Origin of the sequence: Bacillus clarus (assembly GCF_000746925.1) — a bacterium.
In the GTDB taxonomy this organism is placed as follows: domain Bacteria; phylum Bacillota; class Bacilli; order Bacillales; family Bacillaceae_G; genus Bacillus_A; species Bacillus_A clarus.
In genome coordinates this window covers 112,586-134,551 of sequence record NZ_JMQC01000011.1, presented here as the reverse complement: position 1 = coordinate 134,551, position 21,966 = coordinate 112,586, and the positions used below count along the sequence as shown (strand labels likewise).

The 21,966-nt window shown below is 33.9% G+C and carries 14 protein-coding genes and 7 pseudogenes; 9 read left to right on the top strand and 12 right to left on the bottom strand.

Annotation, left to right across the window (positions count from 1 at the left end; genetic code table 11):
• Positions 1–96: 96 nt before the first annotated feature.
• A pseudogene (locus DJ93_RS28650) lies at positions 97–322 on the bottom strand (hypothetical protein).
• 697 nt (positions 323–1,019) lie between these two features.
• On the opposite strand from DJ93_RS28650, the gene DJ93_RS29710 reads away from it, so the two are divergent.
• Positions 1,020–1,514, top strand: coding sequence for a CAP domain-containing protein (locus DJ93_RS29710; protein WP_052109774.1), 495 nt, complete (start codon positions 1,020–1,022; stop codon positions 1,512–1,514).
• Between the two features lie 455 nt (positions 1,515–1,969).
• Here the strand turns inward: DJ93_RS29710 and DJ93_RS28640 are convergent, their stop codons facing one another.
• Positions 1,970–2,902, bottom strand: a complete 933-nt coding sequence (locus DJ93_RS28640; RefSeq protein WP_042984960.1) for an NAD(P)-dependent oxidoreductase — start codon at positions 2,900–2,902, stop codon at positions 1,970–1,972.
• Between the two features lie 118 nt (positions 2,903–3,020).
• Positions 3,021–3,386, bottom strand: a complete 366-nt coding sequence (locus DJ93_RS28635) for a MerR family transcriptional regulator (RefSeq protein ID WP_042984958.1) — start codon at positions 3,384–3,386, stop codon at positions 3,021–3,023.
• 914 nt (positions 3,387–4,300) lie between these two features.
• On the opposite strand from DJ93_RS28635, the gene DJ93_RS28630 reads away from it, so the two are divergent.
• Together DJ93_RS28630 and DJ93_RS33475 are read left to right on the top strand one after the other, a co-directional pair.
• Entirely contained in the window at positions 4,301–5,227 is a 927-nt protein-coding gene (locus tag DJ93_RS28630; protein WP_080743767.1) for a carbohydrate binding domain-containing protein, read from the top strand.
• 18 nt (positions 5,228–5,245) lie between these two features.
• Positions 5,246–5,603 (top strand): annotated as a pseudogene (locus tag DJ93_RS33475) (amino acid permease); the annotation flags it as partial.
• 340 nt (positions 5,604–5,943) lie between these two features.
• Here DJ93_RS33475 and DJ93_RS28625 read toward each other — a convergent pair.
• Positions 5,944–6,126, bottom strand: coding sequence for an alpha/beta-type small acid-soluble spore protein (locus DJ93_RS28625; RefSeq protein WP_052109772.1), 183 nt, complete (start codon positions 6,124–6,126; stop codon positions 5,944–5,946).
• Positions 6,127–6,486: 360 nt separating this feature from the next.
• Positions 6,487–6,768 (bottom strand): annotated as a pseudogene (locus DJ93_RS28620) (AAA family ATPase); the annotation flags it as partial.
• Positions 6,769–6,920: 152 nt separating this feature from the next.
• Between DJ93_RS28620 and DJ93_RS28615 the strand changes: the two are divergent.
• Positions 6,921–7,319: pseudogene (locus DJ93_RS28615) on the top strand (tyrosine-type recombinase/integrase); the annotation flags it as partial.
• A 78-nt stretch (positions 7,320–7,397) separates the two neighbouring features.
• Here DJ93_RS28615 and DJ93_RS28610 read toward each other — a convergent pair.
• A complete protein-coding gene (locus tag DJ93_RS28610; RefSeq protein WP_042984954.1) occupies positions 7,398–7,874 on the bottom strand; it encodes a DUF6985 domain-containing protein in 477 nt (158 codons plus the stop codon).
• Positions 7,875–8,204: 330 nt separating this feature from the next.
• The gene (locus DJ93_RS28605) at positions 8,205–8,528 is read right to left on the bottom strand and encodes a hypothetical protein (RefSeq protein ID WP_042984952.1); all 324 of its coding nucleotides are present in this window, start codon (positions 8,526–8,528) and stop codon (positions 8,205–8,207) included.
• A gap of 38 nt (positions 8,529–8,566) precedes the next feature.
• Between DJ93_RS28605 and DJ93_RS28600 the strand changes: the two are divergent.
• A pseudogene (locus tag DJ93_RS28600) lies at positions 8,567–8,965 on the top strand (DDE-type integrase/transposase/recombinase); the annotation flags it as partial.
• Positions 8,966–9,170: 205 nt separating this feature from the next.
• Here DJ93_RS28600 and colA read toward each other — a convergent pair.
• Both colA and DJ93_RS28590 read right to left on the bottom strand, forming a co-directional pair.
• On the bottom strand, positions 9,171–12,059 hold the full coding sequence (colA, locus tag DJ93_RS28595) for a collagenase ColA (protein WP_042984951.1): 2,889 nt from the start codon (positions 12,057–12,059) through the stop codon (positions 9,171–9,173).
• A gap of 475 nt (positions 12,060–12,534) precedes the next feature.
• Complete coding sequence (locus tag DJ93_RS28590; protein ID WP_042984948.1) at positions 12,535–13,479, bottom strand: nucleoside hydrolase; 945 nt, start codon at positions 13,477–13,479, stop codon at positions 12,535–12,537.
• Positions 13,480–13,764: 285 nt separating this feature from the next.
• On the opposite strand from DJ93_RS28590, the pseudogene DJ93_RS28585 reads away from it, so the two are divergent.
• A pseudogene (locus DJ93_RS28585) lies at positions 13,765–15,196 on the top strand (IS4 family transposase).
• 436 nt (positions 15,197–15,632) lie between these two features.
• On the opposite strand, the gene DJ93_RS28580 reads toward DJ93_RS28585, so the two are convergent.
• Complete coding sequence (locus DJ93_RS28580) at positions 15,633–16,613, bottom strand: phosphatidylinositol-specific phospholipase C domain-containing protein (RefSeq protein ID WP_042984946.1); 981 nt, start codon at positions 16,611–16,613, stop codon at positions 15,633–15,635.
• A gap of 583 nt (positions 16,614–17,196) precedes the next feature.
• Here DJ93_RS28580 and DJ93_RS32965 point away from each other — a divergent pair.
• The 3 genes from DJ93_RS32965 (at position 17,197) to DJ93_RS28570 (ending at position 18,708) form a co-directional block, all read left to right on the top strand.
• Positions 17,197–17,361: a GNAT family N-acetyltransferase gene (locus DJ93_RS32965; RefSeq protein ID WP_117287990.1), complete on the top strand. Its 165-nt coding sequence runs from the start codon at positions 17,197–17,199 to the stop codon at positions 17,359–17,361.
• Positions 17,331–17,753, top strand: coding sequence for a GNAT family N-acetyltransferase (locus DJ93_RS28575; protein ID WP_052109769.1), 423 nt, complete (start codon positions 17,331–17,333; stop codon positions 17,751–17,753). Before DJ93_RS32965 ends, DJ93_RS28575 begins: the two co-directional genes overlap by 31 nt.
• Positions 17,754–18,417: 664 nt before the next feature.
• A complete protein-coding gene (locus DJ93_RS28570; RefSeq protein WP_042984943.1) occupies positions 18,418–18,708 on the top strand; it encodes an RICIN domain-containing protein in 291 nt (96 codons plus the stop codon).
• Here DJ93_RS28570 and DJ93_RS34255 read toward each other — a convergent pair.
• Positions 18,667–18,857, bottom strand: a pseudogene (locus DJ93_RS34255) (hypothetical protein); the annotation flags it as partial. The gene DJ93_RS28570 and the pseudogene DJ93_RS34255 sit on opposite strands and share 42 nt — an antisense overlap.
• Positions 18,858–18,887: 30 nt before the next feature.
• Entirely contained in the window at positions 18,888–21,458 is a 2,571-nt protein-coding gene (gene pulA, locus DJ93_RS28565) for a type I pullulanase (RefSeq protein ID WP_042984941.1), read from the bottom strand.
• Positions 21,459–21,966: the final 508 nt, after the last annotated feature.

The window sequence follows — 21,966 nt, the reverse complement described above, 5'->3', positions numbered from 1 at the left end:
AATAACATTCTTATCTAATCTTGAAGTTTTATATCTATTTTCCCCCAATAAGACACCACCCAGATCACGGTAGCGCCTAACATAGTAACTATAAATTTACTCATTAATAAGCTTCTCCAGTCCTTCCTTTAACATATATGCAAAACTAAAAACAAACACTATGCAAAATATAAATAACAGAAGGCCATATATTAAATTAAATTTCTTTTCCTACAATTAATCGATAGATATTATGGAATAAGAAATTAGCTCCTACGATAATACCCCCTAATATTGAAATGGCTGCAAAGCCGATTAAATAGAATTTAAATTTTCCAAACATGTTTCTTCTACCCCTTTTCTAAAATCAACATTACTTAGCATATTTTAGAAAATTATACCATTTATATTTTTTATATTCATAAATATCCATTTTATCTAATAAAAAAAGAGCACCCTCGCTATTGGATGCCCTCAATGTGATTAGAGATTTATTCTGAGTATTGAAAAGGATACGAAGAACTTATCCCATAATGTAATATATGCTTGTCCTTATTAAAAGGTTCAATAAAAAAGCACCCTCGCCCAGGCGCAAAGAGATACATATACATTGAGGTAACTAACACGCTAAAAAAAACTTTCTGTATCAATGTTCTTAATTTCTTCTACTCTACATTATAACTAAAAAAATCTTCTCATACATTTATTGTGTAATTTCTACATACCAAAGAACAAAGCACCCGCTTTGGATGCTTTTTATAAAAAATAAACTAAAACCTACTGAAAAGAAACCATTTTGTTCAATCTTTCTTCAAAATGGTTTCTTATTATTTATTGTAAAATGAGGGGATTCGAGTTGTTTTTGATCAAGGTCTATTTCAAAACTACACGAAGCTTCAACATCATGGAAACTAATGGCTTTATTATCCTCCTTAATCACGTCATTACTTAGGTTTTTTCATATAAAATGGACAATTTTCTAGATTCTTGAATTGTACATAACATATATTGTTAATTAAACTAAATTGGGAGGATGATTTATGTTTCAACCTGTTCTGTACTATTATCCTTTTAGATATAAACAAAATTATAATCAATGTCCTTATGACTATTATCATGAGTATGTCAGGCAAATTGATCCTGAAGTAACTCGAATGATAAACCTTCTTAATCAAGAAAGACAAAAAGCTGGATTAAATCCTTTACCTATAAATAACCGCTTAACTCAAGTAGCCCAATTAAAAGTAAATGACGTGGCTACTACCGGAAATTGTCAGCATTACAGCCCTACCTTCAATGGAGACGAGGGTAAAATGTTAAATGACGCAGGTATTACGGGATTAAAACTTGCTTGGATTCTTTATTGCGGGCAACCCGGAACTGCTGAAGAGGCAATAAACTGGTGGATGAATATCAGCACATTTGGGCACAGAGAGAGGATTTTGACCCCAGATTTTAATTATTTCGGTGTTGCGACTGCCGTATCACAAAATGGGACGCGTTCTTGGTCAGTAATTTTCCAAACAGCACAGTAAGCTCCGCCGCCTACTCCCCATTTTCTGCAATGGCAGTTGATAGACAATAATCCAGCATCTATTGATACTATAGCTGATGGAAACAATCTATACCAACTACACAATAATGGCCGTATCTGGAAGTATACGGGCACTCCGCTCACAGGCTGGCGGGAGCTGGATAATAATTCGGCAACGAAAAAAATCGCGGCGGGAGGAAACAACCTTTATCAGATTCACGAAAATAGGTTTATCTGGAAGGGCACCGGGTAGCGGAAAAGATGCTGAACAATGCTGTATTTCAATAATAACGAGTATTGCGTTCCTGAAAAATTTCTATGAGTTTTAATCAAACATTTTTATAAAAACACAATCTGTATGTACAAACGAAGAAGTCATTTTGATTAATCTTGATATGCTCCCCATTAGGTAGACAGATAAAAAATAAAAATCTGTTTATCTAAGGGGAGTATTTTTTATGGACGAATATCGGATTTTTTTAAGATTTCAATGAGGCTGGTGAAGCTATCGCTGGCGTGACCATTCTTCATGCCACGCCTGAAGACTTCCAGAACAGTTGCTGGCAAGGCGGTGTCAATGCCGGCTTCTTGGGTGGTATGAACAACGTGCTCGACGCTCGCCAAGCCCATGGTAAGTCTATCTACGTCACCGGGGTGTTCACCCTTATCGAGACGCGGAGTATAGAACTCTACGAACTTCGGCAGCGACGACATCGTCGCCGAAGCATATGGTAGGAATTGCTTTGCCGTAATGCCGTTCGCGTTGGCGACAGCAAGAGCGTGAAGGTAACTAAGCATTGCCGTCCAGAATATATCCATCTGTATCTGATAGTATAGCATGGCTAGTCCGGGGTCCTCGCCCCGGTAATCGGTACTTGTTAACACTCCCAGGGTTTCCCTGTGAGCCTCGAAGACCAGCCGTGCACCACTATAGTATGTGTAAGATTCCGACTTACCTATGCCCGAAGGCGGAACCTGCACCCCTCCAGTGATATGCCGGGCTCCACGGTCGTCCAGCCATTTAGCCGCCTCGCGGACTTTCTCTGGGGTATCCGAACTCAAGTTGACGAGCACCTTGCCGGATAAGTTCTCCGAAACCGGTTCGAGAATGGAGTACATCACATCGTAGTCTGTAAGGCTAAGGATTACCAGCTCATTAGCGGCTAACGCCTCGTTGACTGTGGACGCTCTGACAGCTCCTCTTGCTACGAGCTGGTCTGCTTTGCTTGGGGTCCGGTTCCACAAGGTCACCGAGTACCCATTCTCCAGAAAAACACCTGCCATCGCCTGCCCCATCGGGCCTAACCCTATGACCGTTACCGATTTCCGGTTCCCAACCGTATTTGTAGTTCCAGTACCATTTTTCTCATTTTGGTTATTACTTTTCAATGGAAAAACTCCTTTCAGATGAAATTAAGTAAATCATAAAGGATTACACTAGTGTCAATGTCAACACAAACAAAAATGGCCCCGGAGCGATTCATTATGCTCGGGGGCCGCGTCTGCATTAGACGGTTCTCTTTTTCCTAATCGTTAAATCGATTTGCCTCTCCAGTAATCCCTTCAATCCATGAAGTGCCTCGATCTGACCATTCACATTGCTTAGCTTCTTTTCATACGTTTCCAGCATCTCCTCGCAATATTCATATTCGTCAGGATCTGCCGCTTCGCTCTTGAACAATGCTCCAATCTCATCTGCTGTTAATCCAAGCTTCAAGTATAGCTGAATCGCTTTGACTCGTTCTATGGCCGATTCGTCGAAATCCCGGTAATCGTTCTCCAGCCTATCGGCGTTTAGAAGTCCTTTATTTTCATAATGCCGGATGGATCGTACGCTAACATTGGTCAATCGTGATAGTTCGCTTATTTTCACTCCTAACAAACCTCCTTGCATGTTCATGATAAATTGATTATACAACGCCATTTTTCCATTATCATTTCACCCAAATGAACTTGAAGCATACTGTAAAATACGTTTTTCGCAAAAAGTAATCTAAGGCAACTCTAGCATAACAAGCAGTTTACAGTGGCTTCTGCACATTCTCTCTAAAAACTTGTCATTATTTGTGATACGGTTCACCGTTCTAGATTTTAAACTATCCTCATGATTTATATGAACAGTTTATGAACATGTTTAAGAATATCCTCCTTTTTTTAAACACTTTAATTCTGGTAAACGAAAGTTCATTTTATTTCCATTCTTAAGTTGATAGACTTGCGGTCGAACCCCTAATAGGGATTCTTTGTGATATGACTTTTCTTGGGCGAGAAATTCAAGAGGAGAAATTTAAGTATTAAATTAAGAAGAAGCCTAAACAAATTACAGATAAATTAGCTCAGGGGTTATCTGAAAAGAAAGCGCGATTTAAGATATATAAAATACACCCTGCATCTCATAAATATCTTTCAATTGAAAAAGTGTAAAAGTTTTTTTATCATTAACGTTCTTTTTATGAATTGAATGATTTCGAAAGGTATGTGTATTTATTTAGCGCATCAAAATGTACCTTTAAGATTTTGGGTATGCCTGACAAAGGTCCACTACGTCATAAAATTTCCGAAGAACAATTGGTGTGTCTATAAAACTATAAAAAATACGTCTGTAAGTACCGTTTTTAGATTTTACAGATATCCATATATAACAGAACCATTTACGGATGTTTTGTTAAAGATATAGATGGAATTTTCGCTTAAATATTTATAAAACTTTTATTTGAATTTTTTGGTAGGTGTATCTATAAATGTATAGAAATATGAAAAAGTACAATTTAAAAATACCTAAAGGGGATGACGGAGATGGTAAAAAGGTTGGGTTTTAGAGTATATTCTACAGCAATCGTATTAAGTGCTAGTATAGGTTTTTCAGGGACTGTATCAGCGGATAGTTTATCTGTATCTGAACAAATTACAAATGGAAACTTTGAAGATGGGCTAAATAATTGGGCTTTATCTAACCCTAATTCTTCTAATAAGAACATTGGTACTTCTGAAACGGGGAATCATTATTTGAAATTAATAAATAAAGACACGGCTTATCAACTTGTTACTGTAAAGCCAAACACAGAATATACATTATCATTTGATGTAGCAGGGATTATAGGATCTCCAGCAGAAGTAACAGTAGGTAATCTGGATTCAACTCAAAAAATAGTTCCATTAATAAAAAAGCAGTATACAGGTTTTAAGCCAGCCCATCATGAATTTAAGTTTGAAACGGGTGAGGATGTATCAAACTTTGCAGTGAAATTTGCTTCTACAGGAAATGGTAGAGCTAAGTTTGATAATGTGCAATTAAAGGGGAAATCTTACATATTCAATGTTGATTTTGATCAAAATGCCAATTTAGATCCTTTAAAACAATGGGGCTATGTAAATTCCAGTATTGAAGAACATGTGGGAATAAATAATTCTAAAGGAATTCATTTAACAGGATCAAATGGTGGATTTGAAGGATACGTAACTTTTAAGCCTAATACTACATATACATTATCAGCAAATGGAAAAGTAGTATCCTCGGGGCGAAAGGTTATTATAGGAACAGGCATTAATGGGGTAGGAGAAAAAACATTGGAATTCACTTCCTCACAATATGAACAAACATCTGTTGAATTTACTACTGGAGATACAGAGGCTTCAGGAAAAGTCTACATTTATATTCCTTCCGGTGAAAGCTGTGATGCTTATCTTGACGATATTGTATTAGTAGAGAAGTAATATTGCTGCTTTTATTTTAATCAGTTTCAAACTCCGACAAGGGTATTATTAGTTTTAGGAGGAATCTTTAGTTGTATTTTAACTTTTTATGATATAGTACGTCCGAATTTAGAAACGCTCCTTAAAGGTCCTAGCGTAATTTTCATAACATCTTATATTTTTACACTGTTAGCTACTCTAAAGTTATTAAAAATAAAAGACATAGGTTGGTGGATGGCCTTTCTCTCCCTAATTTTATGTATTATTGTATACTCATTTAGCCGATGGGCTATTTTTTACCCAATTATCCTATCATTCATTGGTTGGGTATATATACATGAATAAAAAATACAATATTGCCACCAATCATCAGTTAAATATACCTAACAAAAAGTAATTTAATTCATCCTAATAAAAAATAAATAAATTAAGATATTATCAAGACTTAAATTACAATACACTTAAAAAATCAAGGCTCTAACACATTAGACATGAATAAATTGGTAGAGCCTTTTGTTTTTTATAATAGAAAAATTTAGCGGGTGGCTATGCTTTTTTTTACCTATTTTATATATTGGAACTTTCATTTTTTTTAAATTGAAAGTTAAATTTCGTTAAAAACGAATCTGAAGCGAAATATTTTTTGAGGGATGTTATACTTTTCTATAAAATTTAAATAAATGGAAAAATCCCCCTCTTTAACTAAGGAGACCTTTTAATTCCATTATGGAATAATCTTAATGCACTCTATATTGCCCCATTAATTGTTCTTCACCCATTCGAACAAGACGTTTTGTGATTTCGCCACCTACGGAAACGTTTGCACGTGCAGACGTCTCTGGACCAAGTGTAACTCCTAATTCACGAGCAACTTCATATTTCATTTGCTCGATTGTACCTGCTGCACCAGAAATTAGAATTTCATTTTTATTAAAATCATATCGTAATTAAACATAACATGTAATATCTTCATCCCCGATTCTCCTTAGAAGCTTGCTTTTCATCTTTAAATAATCGCCACGATTATACTTTTATTGTTTTCTCACTTCCATCACTTAATATGTATATTCTTTGGTATTTCCTAATAGGGGTCACCATACATGCCCATCAACTTAAGAGATTTTAATACCCCCAAGTACCAAAAATCTGTTTCTTTAAGATAAAGTTTTATCAATCATGTGCTAACAACAATTGATAAATTAATAAATTTGAATTTTGAAAAAATATTTTGAAGTATATGTTGTTGAGCATTAGCACCCTTTACCTGAGTAAAGAGAATGTTATTCATGTATGTAATTCATAACTTCTCGAATGTAACCTTCTAAAGGCTGTTTAGTATCTACAACTAAACACTTATATTCAGGAGGTTTTTTACTATTCTTGATAGTATATTTAAAAGATTCTTCAGACTGTATCTCTTTAATTTGGCTTAGCATTCTATCACGGTTTTTTAATCTGAAATTTATTTCATTACTATCATCTAGGTAACATTCAATATATTTATATTTAACATTATATTTTTTTGATAAATCTGTTCCTTTTTCAACCATTTCTTCATACAAGGGGTAGCACCCCATCGCAATCAAACTAATATTTTGAAGTATCCCCAAAACGAAAATTTCTTCTTTTCATAGGTTTCCAAGGGGATTTAGTTTATTTCTTTCGTTTTGAGGAACAATTAATTTCTTAAGTTGATAGTCATGTGATGCTACCCCTAATAAAACTAAAACGAAAAAAGAGAAAAGAATTCAAAATTAAAGAGGGAAAAACAGAAAAAGAACGCATGATTAATCTCACTTCTATTTTTGAGGAGATATATTTGTATGCCCAAACCCTAGAAAGTACGTGGTTATTCCCTTCTCGAAAAGGAGAGAAAGCCATTAGTAAGATCCAGGCTTATCGACAATTACAAAAAGTCGGAGATTTTGCCAGTGTAGAATCTATTGGAACCCATACAATGCGCAAAACCTTTGGTTATTGGTTCTATAAACAAACAAAAGATGTAGCCATATTGCAAAAAATTCTTAATCATAATACATCTCAAATTACACTTAAATATATTGGAATCAACAAAGAAGAAAAAGATAAGGTCCTTGATACATTCCTTATTTAATTCCTTTTAAAATAAAATATCAGTCTATTAAAAAGCAAAAAAAAGAAGACTAACAATTAAATGCTAGCCTTCTTTCTCTTATATAACGATATCTTGATAACCAACTTCTACAACTTGTTCATTTTCAAATTTTACCCCGACACCGTCCTCTTCCCAGGTACAATTGAATATTAATCCAACTCTTCTAATTCCATCTTCAAAATCTGGTAATATAATTAACCCAACAGGTTCCACCAATTTTCCTAATTCTTGAATAGTTGTTATAATCGGCGCTATTTTATCAGCAGATTCATCACCTACCATATCTCTATATTCCATATATTCTTCTTTGTAATACTCGAATATTGCTTGTTCAGCTTCTTTTATAAGTTTGTTTATATTAGTAATGAACTTCCTATATGCTTCTTCTTGAATTTTAGGAATTAAATCATCTTCTTCTCCATCAATAGTTAAAGAAACTGTTTTTTCCTGCCCAAAAATAGTTATCTTTTGTTGTCCACTCCAATATAAATCGTGAACAATTTCACCAAATAATTCATGGTTTATTTTTTTCATAATTTTATTCTCCTAAATTATTTTTTTCTTGATAACTAATTATAGCCATATTTTTCTAACTCAAAAACCTAAACTCATGTTATACTTTTCTTATTCTTTAGGAAACACAGTTATTACATTTCCATTCTTATCAATAACTACTCTCAAATTGTTAATACGCCTTCCGTTAGCTTTAACACCAATAGGTTCTTTGAAAGTTTGTCCGTAACAAATAGCATGATTATAAATTTAAAAAATAAATGTTATAGTCACCCAAAATAAAAGGCGTGAGCTATCTGACCCACGCTTAAGAAAAATTTTAATTTAAATGTTTTTATAAAAGTTAATTTTTTAGTTGTTATTTTTATACATTTTTTGTGCTTGTCCCCAAACCTCAATTAAATTTCTAAGTTCAGTTGTTTCAATCTTACATATATTAGGATCATGGATAGAATATAAATCTACAAGTATAGTTTCATCCTTTTTTACTTGAATTGCACATAATGTACCTTGAAATTCATTATATTCTTTTAAATTATTTAATACTTCATCGATTTTTTGTAACCACCATTTAACTGGAATCCCTTGGATATCGTTTTCTAAAAATGTTGCTACAATTTCTAGTTCTTTTGGTAATTCTATTTTTAAAGAATCTAGGTCTTCATTTTTTGCCACTATATATATATTTCATTTTTGGATACCTCACATTCTTTAATACATTGGATATTCAACTTCGAAAAACAAGAGATCATCAGGCGGCATATGCTTTTATGAAAAGATTGGTGAAGGCTTTTGGAGAACCAACAGTTCTCACAACAGACAAAGCCCCAGCGCTACTTTGCGCGTTTAACAAATTAAAAGAACAAGATTTTTATAGACGTACAACTCATTGTACAGTCAAACATTTGAACAATCTCATTGAACAAGACCATAGACATGTAAAAAGACGTTTTGCCAAATCTACAGGATTTCAAAGCCTTCGTCATGCTTCACGTACCTTGAAAGGTATTGAAACCGTTCATGCTCTATATAAACAAAAACGAAGTTTGCAACAACCAAACTTCGTTTTTTCGACGTATAATGAATTACAACAATTACTAACGATTGCATAAAATCCATCTGCAATCATACCAACTTTTTCTCTGTTAAACAACTTTGCAACAGAACCTGAAAAAGAATCCCAGAAATCATAAGGGATTCTTTTTTATTTCATTCAATTTTTTCTCGAATATTACATTATTCTTTGTTAAACAGATAAACAAGGAATAGCAAAAGGCTCTTATTCATTACGATTCATCGTTATATAATTAAACGAATTTATTTTACTAATAATGAATATGTTCCCTTTCTATTTTCCTGATCAAAAAATGAAACTAAGTAATATTTCCCAGGTTTCGCTTCAAATTTCCCTTTTATATTATTTCCATCCGCTTGACCAGTAATAACAGGATTTCCTAGATCTGATTCGTGATATACATCCCAGTTTATCCCAATTCCCTGTTCATCTATAACAGAAATATCTAATTCTTTTGGAGATGTGACATTGAATGTATACATATACGCCATATTAGGTTTATCCATATTTCCTTTTGAAAGCTTATTAAAACTAAGTACCTTTGCCTCTTGATAGTTATGGCCTGCTGGCTCATCCTTTTTCACGGTAACCGTTGTTTGTCCTCGGCCCACTTTTCCTTTATTATCTCTCACTGTTAGTTTTGCAGTATATGTTCCCTCTTTACCATATACATGAGTAGGATTTGCTTCTGTACTTGTTGTACCATCCCAAAAATCCCAGAGATAAGAAACAATTTTTCCGCCTGTGCTTTCTGTACCATCGCTATGAAACTCAACTTTTTCATTCAATATCTCATTATACGGCCCATTCATATTTACTTTAATCGCCTGTTTTTCTTCTTCCCCTGTTGCAACACCATGGAATACAACATCATATTCAAATTGATTTTTCGCATTCACACGATAATTAACAAAATACGCTGTAACTGTTTTGTAGCTGCTCCATTCTTTTTGCGCCAACTGTTCTAAAGATTGATTGATTTTTTTGCTCATCGTTTTCCAATCCTCAGATTCTCCTTTTGTTACACCGCCTGTATATGTCCCTTCTAATGTAAACGTATCAAAAAATTGAGACTTATGCTTTGTAATCGTTGCGTCTTTTATTTTTGCTACCTCTGTAATGTCTTTCTTTACATCAGCTAATGGCTTTGGTGCATGTTCAGCTAAATAATCATCTGATACTTGTGGTGTATTATATGTACCCTGATTATCAATTAACTGCTTCATATAGTCTTGGTATCCTTTATTTAAATTTGGATCCTTACTTAAAGCTTCACGATATGCATCATAACCATTCACATCATTTGCGCGAATTAAATCTTGAATCTTATCGAAAGTTTCAAATTGATGAGTATATAAGTAAGACTGCAGTGCAAAAGAATAATTATAAAAGTCCCATGATCCATATTTCGAAAATAATGTTCGTTCTGCTGTATAACGCTCTGCAGGATTAGATGATAATCCTTTAATTACACTTTGGCGCGGAACAACATTATTCGTACGAGTAGATCCCGCAAAAAATTCTGCATTTCCTTCATCAAACCAAGTCAAACGTTCATTTTGATGTATTTCTCCTTGTCCCCATAATCCAGGCTCTTCATATCTTCCTTGCAAATAGTGTGTAAATTCATGACGGAACAATTCTTCTAAAGTATAAATACTTTGCTGCGGTGTACGTTCATATGTAAAGAACGTTCCGACGTTTTCAATATAAATTCCACCATTATCTGTATCATATCCATATAGTTGGCTATTTCGTTTATATTCATCTGGATTATTATAAATGACGATTGTCAGTACATCATCAGCTTTCCCTGCTTCTAACGCTGCATCGTTTCCAATTACACGATGATATTGTGCCTTTACTTCCTTAGCAGCCCAATATAATCTCTTAACCTTTTCTTCCGTTACTTTATCTCCTGTTTTAAATACAATAGCACCGTCATCGAATGTATACGTTTTTGGTAAGTACTGCTTCTGGCCTTCTTCACGTATTTTCTTTAAATCTACTGTATTTCCGTAATAATCTTTTCCACCATAGTTTGTTGAAATTGGCTCTACCGCATTAAAATAAGCTTCACTAAAACGCGGGTACATATGCATTGCTTGTGTAAGTACTTCTAAAGGCTTATTTGGATTACTATGGAAATTCCCAAAACGACCAGTATAATAAACACCATTATTAATTAACCACTTATTTTCTGTTGTCACTTGATTCAGAAGCGCCATCCGACTGATTTCATTTATAAAGCCATCAATTTTCCCATACCATATTGTTTCATTCGCTTTTTTACGTGTAGCAAGCAAGTAAGACTGCACATCATCATCAATCCCTTGGATAAGCTGATACACGACGGCCCCTTTATTCTGTTCACTTATATATGTAGAAATATTATCGTTATATTGTTTTAATATATTCGCTGCATATTGAACGGTTTCAGCATCACAAGAAGTGTTTCTAATTAATTTACCGTATGCAAATACTACTGCATCCTGTTTATCTGTACCAAGTTTAAAATTCGGATTTTTTGCAATTGCTTTTAATGCTGGTAAACATTTATCTTGGAAGCTTCGCTCATATAAATAGTTTACTTCTTTATTATTAAAGCCTACATAAGATACGGAACGTAATACTTCAACAAACGTCTCAATCCCTTTTGTATCATCTTTTGTAAATGTGCTTCCACGACGACCTAATTCATCAATAATAAGCTGGATTCGCTCTTTATTTTGATAAAACGCTTTTGTTTCTTGATTAAATTGATCTAAATCTGTGATTTGATTCCCACTAATACTTCCCAATGTATCGATGAATTCGTCATTACTCATTCTATTTAGCTCTGATAAAGAATACTTTTGCTGATATTGTTTTGGCGCCGCTTGTTTCACTGCCCGAGCTGGACGTTGTGAAAAATCGTTCACTTTTAAACGTTCTTCATAAGACAATGTTTCGTCTGCTTTTGTAGAATGTGCAAGTTCATCTTTTGAAGTTCCAATCCCAGTTGGTTTCACTTGTAACACATTATAAGGTGTTTTTTCTTCCGCTGATACTTGTGTTTGAATACTTCCAAATGATAAGGCCATTGTACTAATACCGAGCATCATTTGAGTAAATTTTGATTTCTTGTTCATAACATTTCCTCCATTTATATATTCCATTCAAAAAATAACATATTATCCCGATAGAATAATATAAAATGCAATATTGCATATTTTTTCTTTGTACATTTCCTATGTTTTATGAACATAGGATAAAACTCAATAATATCAACGTTTTCTAGTTATAATCATGTTTATAAAGCGTGTAAACAATTCAATGTTCAATTAACCTCTGATGTTTTTCTTTCTGAACATGTATGTATCTTACAAAATGCTGTCACGATAAGGTTTTGTAGTCCTGAGCGTACAATTTTCCCAGAATGATATAGTGATCCCACATCCATCAACTTAAGAAAACAAGTTACCCCCAAAACGATAAAAACAAATTTCAGGTCTATAAAAACACAAAATTTCCATTTAGAGGGTACTTTAAAATCTTAACTTGATGGACGTGGGGATGTTTTGCTATCAAGCTAGCAAAACATCCCCTTATATATAAGGTTTTTCACTAAAATAGGTCGCCAGTCATTACAGTCATAAACTCCTTAAAAAACTGTTCATAATTCATTTGTATTGCAATCCTATGTTTTGGACGATTACCGAATGTTTCTGGTTCAAAAGTAGATCTAAAATCTCCTATACTTTGTCCTCGTATAGTATCAAGTATATTAACCGTCACTGCTGATTGATGATACATAAAAATATCATCACGATTAATCGCAATCAAAGTGAGCGCATCATGAACCGGGCTACCTTGTATTCCAGGAACTTTTTTTTGATAAAATTGATAATAGTAATAGTCTAAAAGAGGCTTTAAAAACTTAGTTTTTCCTTTAGAGTGAATAAAATTGACCATTTCTGGTGTTACGATAGCCGATTGTGTAACATTCAAAGGATAAATTGATAGATTCTTTGCATATCTCATTACAATATTGGCCGCTACAGGATCGCCATAAAAGTTAGCTTCGGCAATGGGAGTAACATTTCCTGGATATAGAAAAGCTCCTCCCATAATATAATAAGAATGTACATATTCCATCACATCTCCATAAAGGAGAAATAAAGTTGCAAGTGAAGTTAGCCTTCCGGTATTCACGATAATAAGTTCATTTTTATACTGCTTAATAAGTGTAAGAACCTCAAAAAAATTCTCAAATGTTTGAAGCTCTAGTCCTGGGTAAATGGGCCCTATCCCAAATTTACCGTGAACTTCTGGATAAAAAGTTTCAGCTTCTGAAGACATGGAATGCTCCGCCCCACCAAAAACTTTTATATATTCTTTTCCTACACTTTTAAGTAAAAAGCGAACATTTCTAACAACTTCAGCTTTAGGTACGTTCCCATAGTCTGCAACAATTCCTATAACATCAATTTTATCTGTCAAATGCGCATATATGATAGCTATCGTATCGTCAATTCCGAAATCTCCAAAAAACAGTACTTTTTTCCCCATACAATGTGCTCCTTAATTTTCCTAGTTTTTAAAACGGATTATAATTATGTATCATAGTATAAGATTGTTCCCATGTCTTTTTGTAGTACTGTGTATGAATGAATTCATCTAGTTAACATACACTTTCGTTAATAATGAACAAATTCCTTTTGTATGAAATGAAATAGTATGTAATTACTAATCTTAACGTGTTTTTTCTGATACCCTATGCTCATCAAGTGGCCCTCAAAATGAATAAAATACGTTATTCTTTCTGTAGAATCATAGGAAAGGATGGCGTTTTTTATGTCTGTTTCTGTGTCTGACGAATTACAACTATTTGCTGAAGAGATTCAAAGTTTTTTATCTCCAAATACCTTACAAGATCTTGCTAGAGATGTTGGTTTTGTACAACGAACCAGTAAGTACCAAGCAAAAGATTTAGTAGCTTTATGTGTATGGGTGAGCCAAAATGTAGCTATGACTTCTTTAACTCAGTTATCTAAGCTGTTTAGAAGCATCAACAGCAGTACTCATCAGTCCTGAGGGACTGAATCAACGATTTAATAAGGCGGCCGTCCAACTTTTACAACACCTACTAGCCGAACTACTAAGCAAAAAATTGGCCACATCTATGCCGATTTCTTCTCCATACACTTCTGTTTTTAAGCGTATTCGTATTTTAGATTCAACTGCATTTCAACTCCCGGATGTATTTTCATCGGTTTATCCAGGTGCAGGAGGATGCAGCCATACAGCTGGGATAAAAATTCAACTTGAGTATGATTTGTTAAGGGGACAGTTCCTACATATTCATACAGGTCCAGGTGAACAACATGATCGCACTTACGGCTCTCTGTGTGCTCCAACTGTGACAGCGAATGATTTATGCATCCGAAATTTAGGTTATTTTCATTTAAAAGACCTTCAATATATACAAGATAAAGAGGCCTACTATATCTCTCGTATCAAGTCGAATACACGTATTTATCAAAAAAATCCTAATCCTGATTATTTTCAAGATGGAAGAATTAAGAAAGGTACAGAGTATATACAGATAGATATGGAGACGTTAATGAACTCCCTTCAACCAGGACAAACATGTGAAATAGTTGATGCTTATGTAGGAATGATGGATAAAATGCCAGCTCGCGTAATTGTTCATCGATTAACAAAACAACAGCAACAAAAACGATTACAAGATCAAGCTGTAAGAGAAAAAAAGAAAGGAATGAAGTATTCTCCTCGTAGTAAACGACTCAGTGGTATCAATGTATATATGACAACCCCCCCTACAGATATTGTCCCGATGGGACAGGTACATGACTGGTATTCTTTGCGTTGGCAAATCGAAATTTTATTTAAAACGTGGAAGTCATTCTTTCAAATTCATCATTGTAAAAAGATAAAACCAGAACGATTGGAGTGCCATTTATATGGTCAATTGATTGCCATTCTACTCTGTTCTTCTATCATGTTTCAAATGCGCCAATTGCTCCTCATAAAGAAAAAACGAGAGCTTAGTGAGTATAAAGCCATATATATGATTAAAGACTATTTTCTTCTTCTATTCCAAACTATTCAAAAAAACAACCAAGAGCTATCAAAGGTGTTACTTCGCCTGTTCAATCTCCTACAGCAAAACGGGCGGAAATCTCATCGATATGAGAAAAAAACGGTCTTTGATATATTAGGTGTCATTTACAATTGTACCCTGTCTGATAATCAAGCCGCTTAATTCAAAAAAGTGAAACCCGTTAGGGTTTCTTTCGTATGCAAACCTTTCAATCACCTACACTTGTCCTTTAGGAAAAAGAAACAATCTCGTCTAAAATTGACTTTGCATAAGCTTAGCTTGATAGCGATGGGGTAGCACCACATGCCCATCAACTTAAGAAATTTATAACGCCCCAAAAATAAAAAATTGTACATTTCCACCTGGAGATGCCAATTTTCTCGTTTTGAGGTATTTGCTTTTCTTAGCTTGATGGTGATGGAGCGGTACCCCATATATAATATGATTTTAGGAGTTTCGTATTTTGAGGATTAAAATTTTAGCTTAATGGCTATGGGAGCACTCCCATAGCCATTAATTTTTAAATAGTATAAGATTTTGAATTAGCCATTCCATTTCATCAGTCAACGGGTGACAAGTGATTCCTTAGTCCGATAATTTAAAGGAATTTATTTGTTCTTATAACTGCTTCATGGAGTTTTGGAGACCATCTATCTCCCACATAATCTTGAATAACCCATCCTACCCTTTTAGGATTTTTTTGTTGAATATAATTTGCTACTTCCGCATTCATATAGGAAGCATAATAATATGGACTATTCCATGCTGTACCACCAGAAGATAAACTAGTAAAGTTTATATATATATGATTTAAGTTTTGAGCATTATCATCAGCTTTACCTAACATACTTTTAACTGCGTCTAATTTTGGATAATAAGAAGCTTTATATTTATCTTGCACTGACACATTTAAATTTTCATCTATATTTGACTCAAACTCTGTATTGTCAGGCCAAGAAAAGTTATTATATCCACCAGTGACTGTGCTACCAGAATATCTTCTGAGTAATACAATTTTTCCACGTGCATCTCCCAATGTAATATTCCCATCCGTTTTCAAAAATATAGGATTCTGAAAATAATCTTCTTCGAAAGTCTCAACAAATGAACCTTTAGCCCCCGACATGTCATCGTATTCCTTTTTAAGAGACATTATAATAGTTTCGCTAGGGTTATCTCTTAAAAATTTGCTAGCTTCATTAATAAATTGATGGAGGGTTACATAAAGATATATGGGGCCATGATGGAGCACTATTGTGTTATCATCTGTTAAACGCCCTCTAATATCAAAAAACCTGATACCATGATCCATTTGGTAACTAAAATCCTCCTCTTGAGTCATTGCCCATACTTGCTTTATCGGATCTTGTAACTTAAATGTACCACTATCATGGGTTCCAGGGATAGAGATTCGCCCTAAGGGTGTGTTATCAGGGATTGCCTGCATCCATTTTGGCCAGTTTTCAAGTTGAGTTTCAGAAATAGCATAAGCTGACATCGTACCGATTGAACAAAAAATGGTTGTACAAAAAGTACTAGCACATAACAAAAATTTCAAAAGTTTTTTATTATTTTTCATGTTAATTCCAGCTCCTTATAGTAATTGTTCGCATAATCAAAATAAGACAATTTTAAAATAATATATAAAGATGCATCTCACTAATTAGTATACAAACAACTTGATTCTAATATATCCATTTATACAGAATTACATATAATGGGGTAGCACCAACATTTCGCGGATTTCGTACGTTTAGATGAACCAACAAATAGGTTTGATCCACTAGTTTGTTTTAGAAACCTTATAGTTATTGTCCTTAAGGTTGGACTAACCAGTACCAAAAAGTCCCTAAAACGATCGTTTAAGGAACTTTATTGAGTTCCAATAAAACGAAGAGAAATATGGTCAAAAAACAGTTTCAAAACTCATTACCAAAAACAAAGTACCATATCAAATACAAAATAGTGTTTATGAAACTTTCTTAACGTACGGTAAAACAAAGTTTTTTACCTTAAGGGGTCCCTTCAGATTTATGCGTATTTACAACGTTAAGTATAAAAGTTCCCGAACCTCACTTTGGGTGCATTTCCTGTAATTAAAGTGACGAGACAGGAAAAATACTTTATTATAAATAATAAATAAATGCAAAAGAGGAACTACTATGGAGATTGAAAAATTTTTTAAGGAAATACCTGTTCTTGAAACAGAACACCTTTTATTTAGAAAGATAGAATTGGATGATGTAGATGATTTATTTGAAATTTTCTCTGACCCAGAAATAACACATTCTATGACTTGGGAAGTCAATCAAAGGAAGACACCTTAAATAAATTTATAAAAGTTATTACTGAACGACATGAAAAAGGTCAAGCTGTTAATTGGGCAATTGTGCATAAAGAAAGCAAGAAAGTTATTGGGAATTGTGCTTTTATTGGTTGGTCTAATAAACATAGTAAAGCAGAAATTGGCTACGTTTTGAATAAAGCGTATTGGGGACAAGGTTTTGCAACTGAAGCTCTTAATGAATTAATTCGATTCGGCTTTGATGTAATTCATTTAAATCGAATCGAGGGTGGTTGTGACATTGATAATGTTGGTTCAGAGAAAGTAATGCTAAAGGTTGGCATGCAGTTTGAAGGTACTTTGAGAAAGAATGAATTCATAAAAAGCGAATTCCGTGACACTAAAATTTTTGCGATGTTAAAAGAAGATTACTGATAGAACGACGGTGTTCCACTTTAATAAAGCGTTAGAATGATTTTCTGCAATTGTAAACTATAATAACTGTAAAGTTTTAAGTTATAGAAATACATACATAATAACGTTCCCAAATGAAAGTTTGGACAAACAAAAAACCTCAAAACGTTGACAGTACAGTGTTTTGAGGTTTTTTTGTTTGCGATACGTCCATACAGTTTTTTATGCAAAGGCGTATGAACGCAGTTACTATAAGTCTTTTTTCGATTCTACAGAAAAATGCTGCTGGTGCACCGTCTGTATAAAATCGTGCATATATAGACAATTTCTTAACGTTGTAATTACGCATTTTTGGGGTTCAGCCGAGATACGTGTAAAACTGGGTCATATAAATACATTTTTTACCGAAAGTTATTTTTTGGTGATATTTGTAACATAAACGTTCGTTTTTGTTACGTTTTGTATTTGAAAATATGAAATATCCTAACCGTTGAACTAGCTGTAACAAAATTCTGTATCAAAAATAATCCGTAACATTATTATTAAAATACCTTTTTGTTACACGATAATCGGATAATAGAAATAAAATACAGACTATAACCCAAAATCACATGTATCTCAGCTGAACCCCTTTTTATGAAGAGACCCCCTTAATAATTCCTTAGCGTACAAAATTCTCGTTTTGTTGGCGGGACCCCAATATGAGTGGCTTGGCGATACACCTTCTGAATACTGGTACTTTCATTGTGAAGCGGATGGGCATTATGTTATTGAATCAAAACATAGTGGAAAGGTTTTAGATATAGCAGGAAACTCGACAGCTAATAATGCTAACGTTCAACAATTTCAATATCTCGCAGATGCACCTTCTGAAAGATTTGCTGTTGAAGAAGCAGGAAGTGTCTCACTCCCATCGATAAATACGCAACCATTATCACCTGTACCACAATATGAAACAATTATATTCAACTTCTAACGTGAACCAATTATTTATTGAATAGACAAGCGTTACTAAACAACCGATTACACCAAACCAAATAATACCGCTATTAGCGATACCATACACAATATCATCGCTAGACCATTAATCTTAATTTCGACTATATCGCCACTTTTCAATTGCTTTTATCTTTGCTTCTTTTATATCATCTATTCTTATTTGACCGATTTTTCTGTTTTTATAACAAATGAACTTAATGCAGGAACCTTAATCTTATTATCATGGAAAACATATAACACTTTACTTCCTGCACGTTCACCATCTACTAGTACTTTCCAAGGACCTTTTGATGGTAGAATTACTTCCATAGATTCTCTATTCGCATTGTGAGCTACAACAAAGTATTCGTTTTTATTACCATTTGTTTTGCCATCTATTGTATAAGCTACAACATTTTTTGGCTTATCAATGAACGTTAAATGTTTTTTAATTTGTTCAGCAGATGTCATGCGAAAAGCTGAATGATTGTTACGTAGCTCTATTAAGCCCTTCATATAATCTACTTCTTTATCAAATGCTGCACGGCGCACCCAATCCAGCTGGTTAATCGAATCAGGAGATTTGTAGCTATTGTGGTCACCATATTTTGTACGCATGAACTCTTGCCCTGCATGCAAGAATGAAACCCCTTGCGATGTTAATATGATGGAAGAAGACAACTTGTGCATTTGTTTACGTACTTCTTCACTGTCGCCAGGATTAGTCAACTCAAGCTTATCCCATAATGTATGGTTATCATGTGCTTCTACATATGTCAGAACCTGCTCAGGATCCTGATAAGTAGACACCTTTTTATCATAGTCCAAACCAGCCGTAATTCCTTTTTTAATGCGCTCTTCCATATTTTGCATTCCGTTCACAAAACCATTATCCTTATCTCCAAATACGCTACCTTTTAATCCATCACGAATATCATCATTAAAATGAGCGATTCCTTTCATTTTCTCCGCATTTTTTTGATTTGCTTTTAACTCATGCGCTAGAGGGGTATTTAAATCCCATCCTTCTCCATGAAGGATAATAGAAGGGTCAATTTGATTAACGGCTTTACGTATCGAATTCATTGTTTCTACATCATGAATACCCATCAAATCAAAACGGAATCCATCTAAATTATACTCTTTTGCCCAATAACCCACGGAATCTATCATAAATTTTCTCATCATCTTTCGTTCAGAAGCCGTATCATTCCCTACTCCCGTTCCATTTGCAAGTGAACCATCCTCGTTGTAACGATAGTAATAACCTGGAACTAACTTGTGGAAATTGGATTCAGCTGCATTGTACATATGATTATATACAACGTCCATCACAACACGAAGATTATTATCATGTAGTGTTTGAATCATCTGCTTTAATTCAGTAATTCGAACAGTGGGCTCATAAGGATTAGTAGAATATGAGCCTTCTGGTACATTGTAATTTTTCGGATCATATCCCCAGTTATATTGTGGTTCATTTAATTTTTCTTCATTTACTGAAGCATAATCAAATATCGGTAAAAACTGGACATGAGTAACACCAAGATCTTTAATATGATCAAGACCTGTTTTTACGCCTCCTGGTCCTCTCGTTCCTTTTTCTGTTACACCAAGATATTTTCCTTTTTGTTTAATACCACTTTCAGGTTGAATGGAAAGATCACGTACCTGCAACTCATAAATAATAGCATCTTCCGGCTTTTTAAATTTCGGCTTTTTGTTCCCCTTCCAATTTTTCGGATTTGTTTCTTTTAAATCAACGACTGCACCTTTATCACCGTTAACAGAAGCAGCACGCACATATGGATCAACGGCCTCAGTCCATTTGCCCCCAACCTTCACCTTATATGTATAAAAAAGGCCTTTTTGATTACCTGTAAGTTTTGCCATCCAAGTTCCTTTTTCGCCTTGATCCATGCTGATTTCAGTACCTTTTTCATCGTTCCATTTCTTATAAGTAACCAACTTTGCCTCGCTCGCAGTGGGAGCCCACAAACGAAACTTTGTTTCCCGTGGCGTATATATATTACCTAAATCATTCCCATCATAATAAAATAAATGATCAAATTCCTCGCTACGAATTACTTTACCAATTTCAGTATTAGCTTCAATGGAATTTCCCATTTTGATTTTGTATGTTTGTTTTAAATCAAGATTCTTTTCTGTAATGATTTTGACCTTATTGGTAATATCTCCATTATTTGTATCATAAGGACTAACTTTCTCAATGTTAACGCCCTCAATTTCAATTTTTTGCTCCTTAATATTGAATGGAATATTAGTAGTCATAGTGATTTCATTGAAGCTATCAATGGTTGCTTTCTGAATAGAAAGTTCAGAAGAAGGCTTAGAATCGTATACTTTATCATCACCAGAAAGAACCCATACTTCAGTATGTCCATCCTTAATATTTTCAATCCAACGATCACCACCGTCTTTTTCCCATTCTTTCGTACGAACTATAAATCCTACACGATTATAATCACCATCTATTTTCACCTTAGCATACTTACCAAACTCATCTTCCCCAGTAAATTCATAGGATTGACCACTCGCATTTTCAGTCCACATCCAAAGACTCCAGTCCTTTGCATCTCCAGACTTCTCCTTATAGTGAATGATAATTTCAGTTGTTTTCGTATTTGACTCTGCTTGTACACTCTGAAAAGAAAAACAAGATAATAGCATAGCAATTACAGTAAGTAATAAAAATGTCTTGTTAATTAATTTTTTTGTCATTTGCACTCCATACACCCTTTCTTAAAATATTACGAATAATTCATTATGTTCATTTCAAAAATATATGTTACTAACTAAGTAACACTTACTTAAGTTAATCTAGGAACCTCTTTTATAACACCTCCATAGTGAATGTTTTTACATAGTTATTTCAATGATCTTTTCATAGGAAAATAAAAAGAAATAGCAATTAACGAAAACGTTTGCATTAAAAGTTAAAAAAAGAGTTACTTATCCCTTGTTATATCTCTAAATATCAAAAGATCATGGAAAACATTTTTAAGAAAACGTTTGTTATCGCTTTCAATTTTATAGCACTAACTATAAAGAGGTCAATATTTTATTAATTTTCTGTTTTTATCCTATGTACATATTATTAACATTTCCATTTGTAACCCATTGAAGATAGTTACAAATGGATATATTTCGACTTTGAAACTTCATCTCAGTGTCAACACATACTAAAATTCTCCCACTTTACATAATAAAAACTCCCCTAAATACATCCACGTGT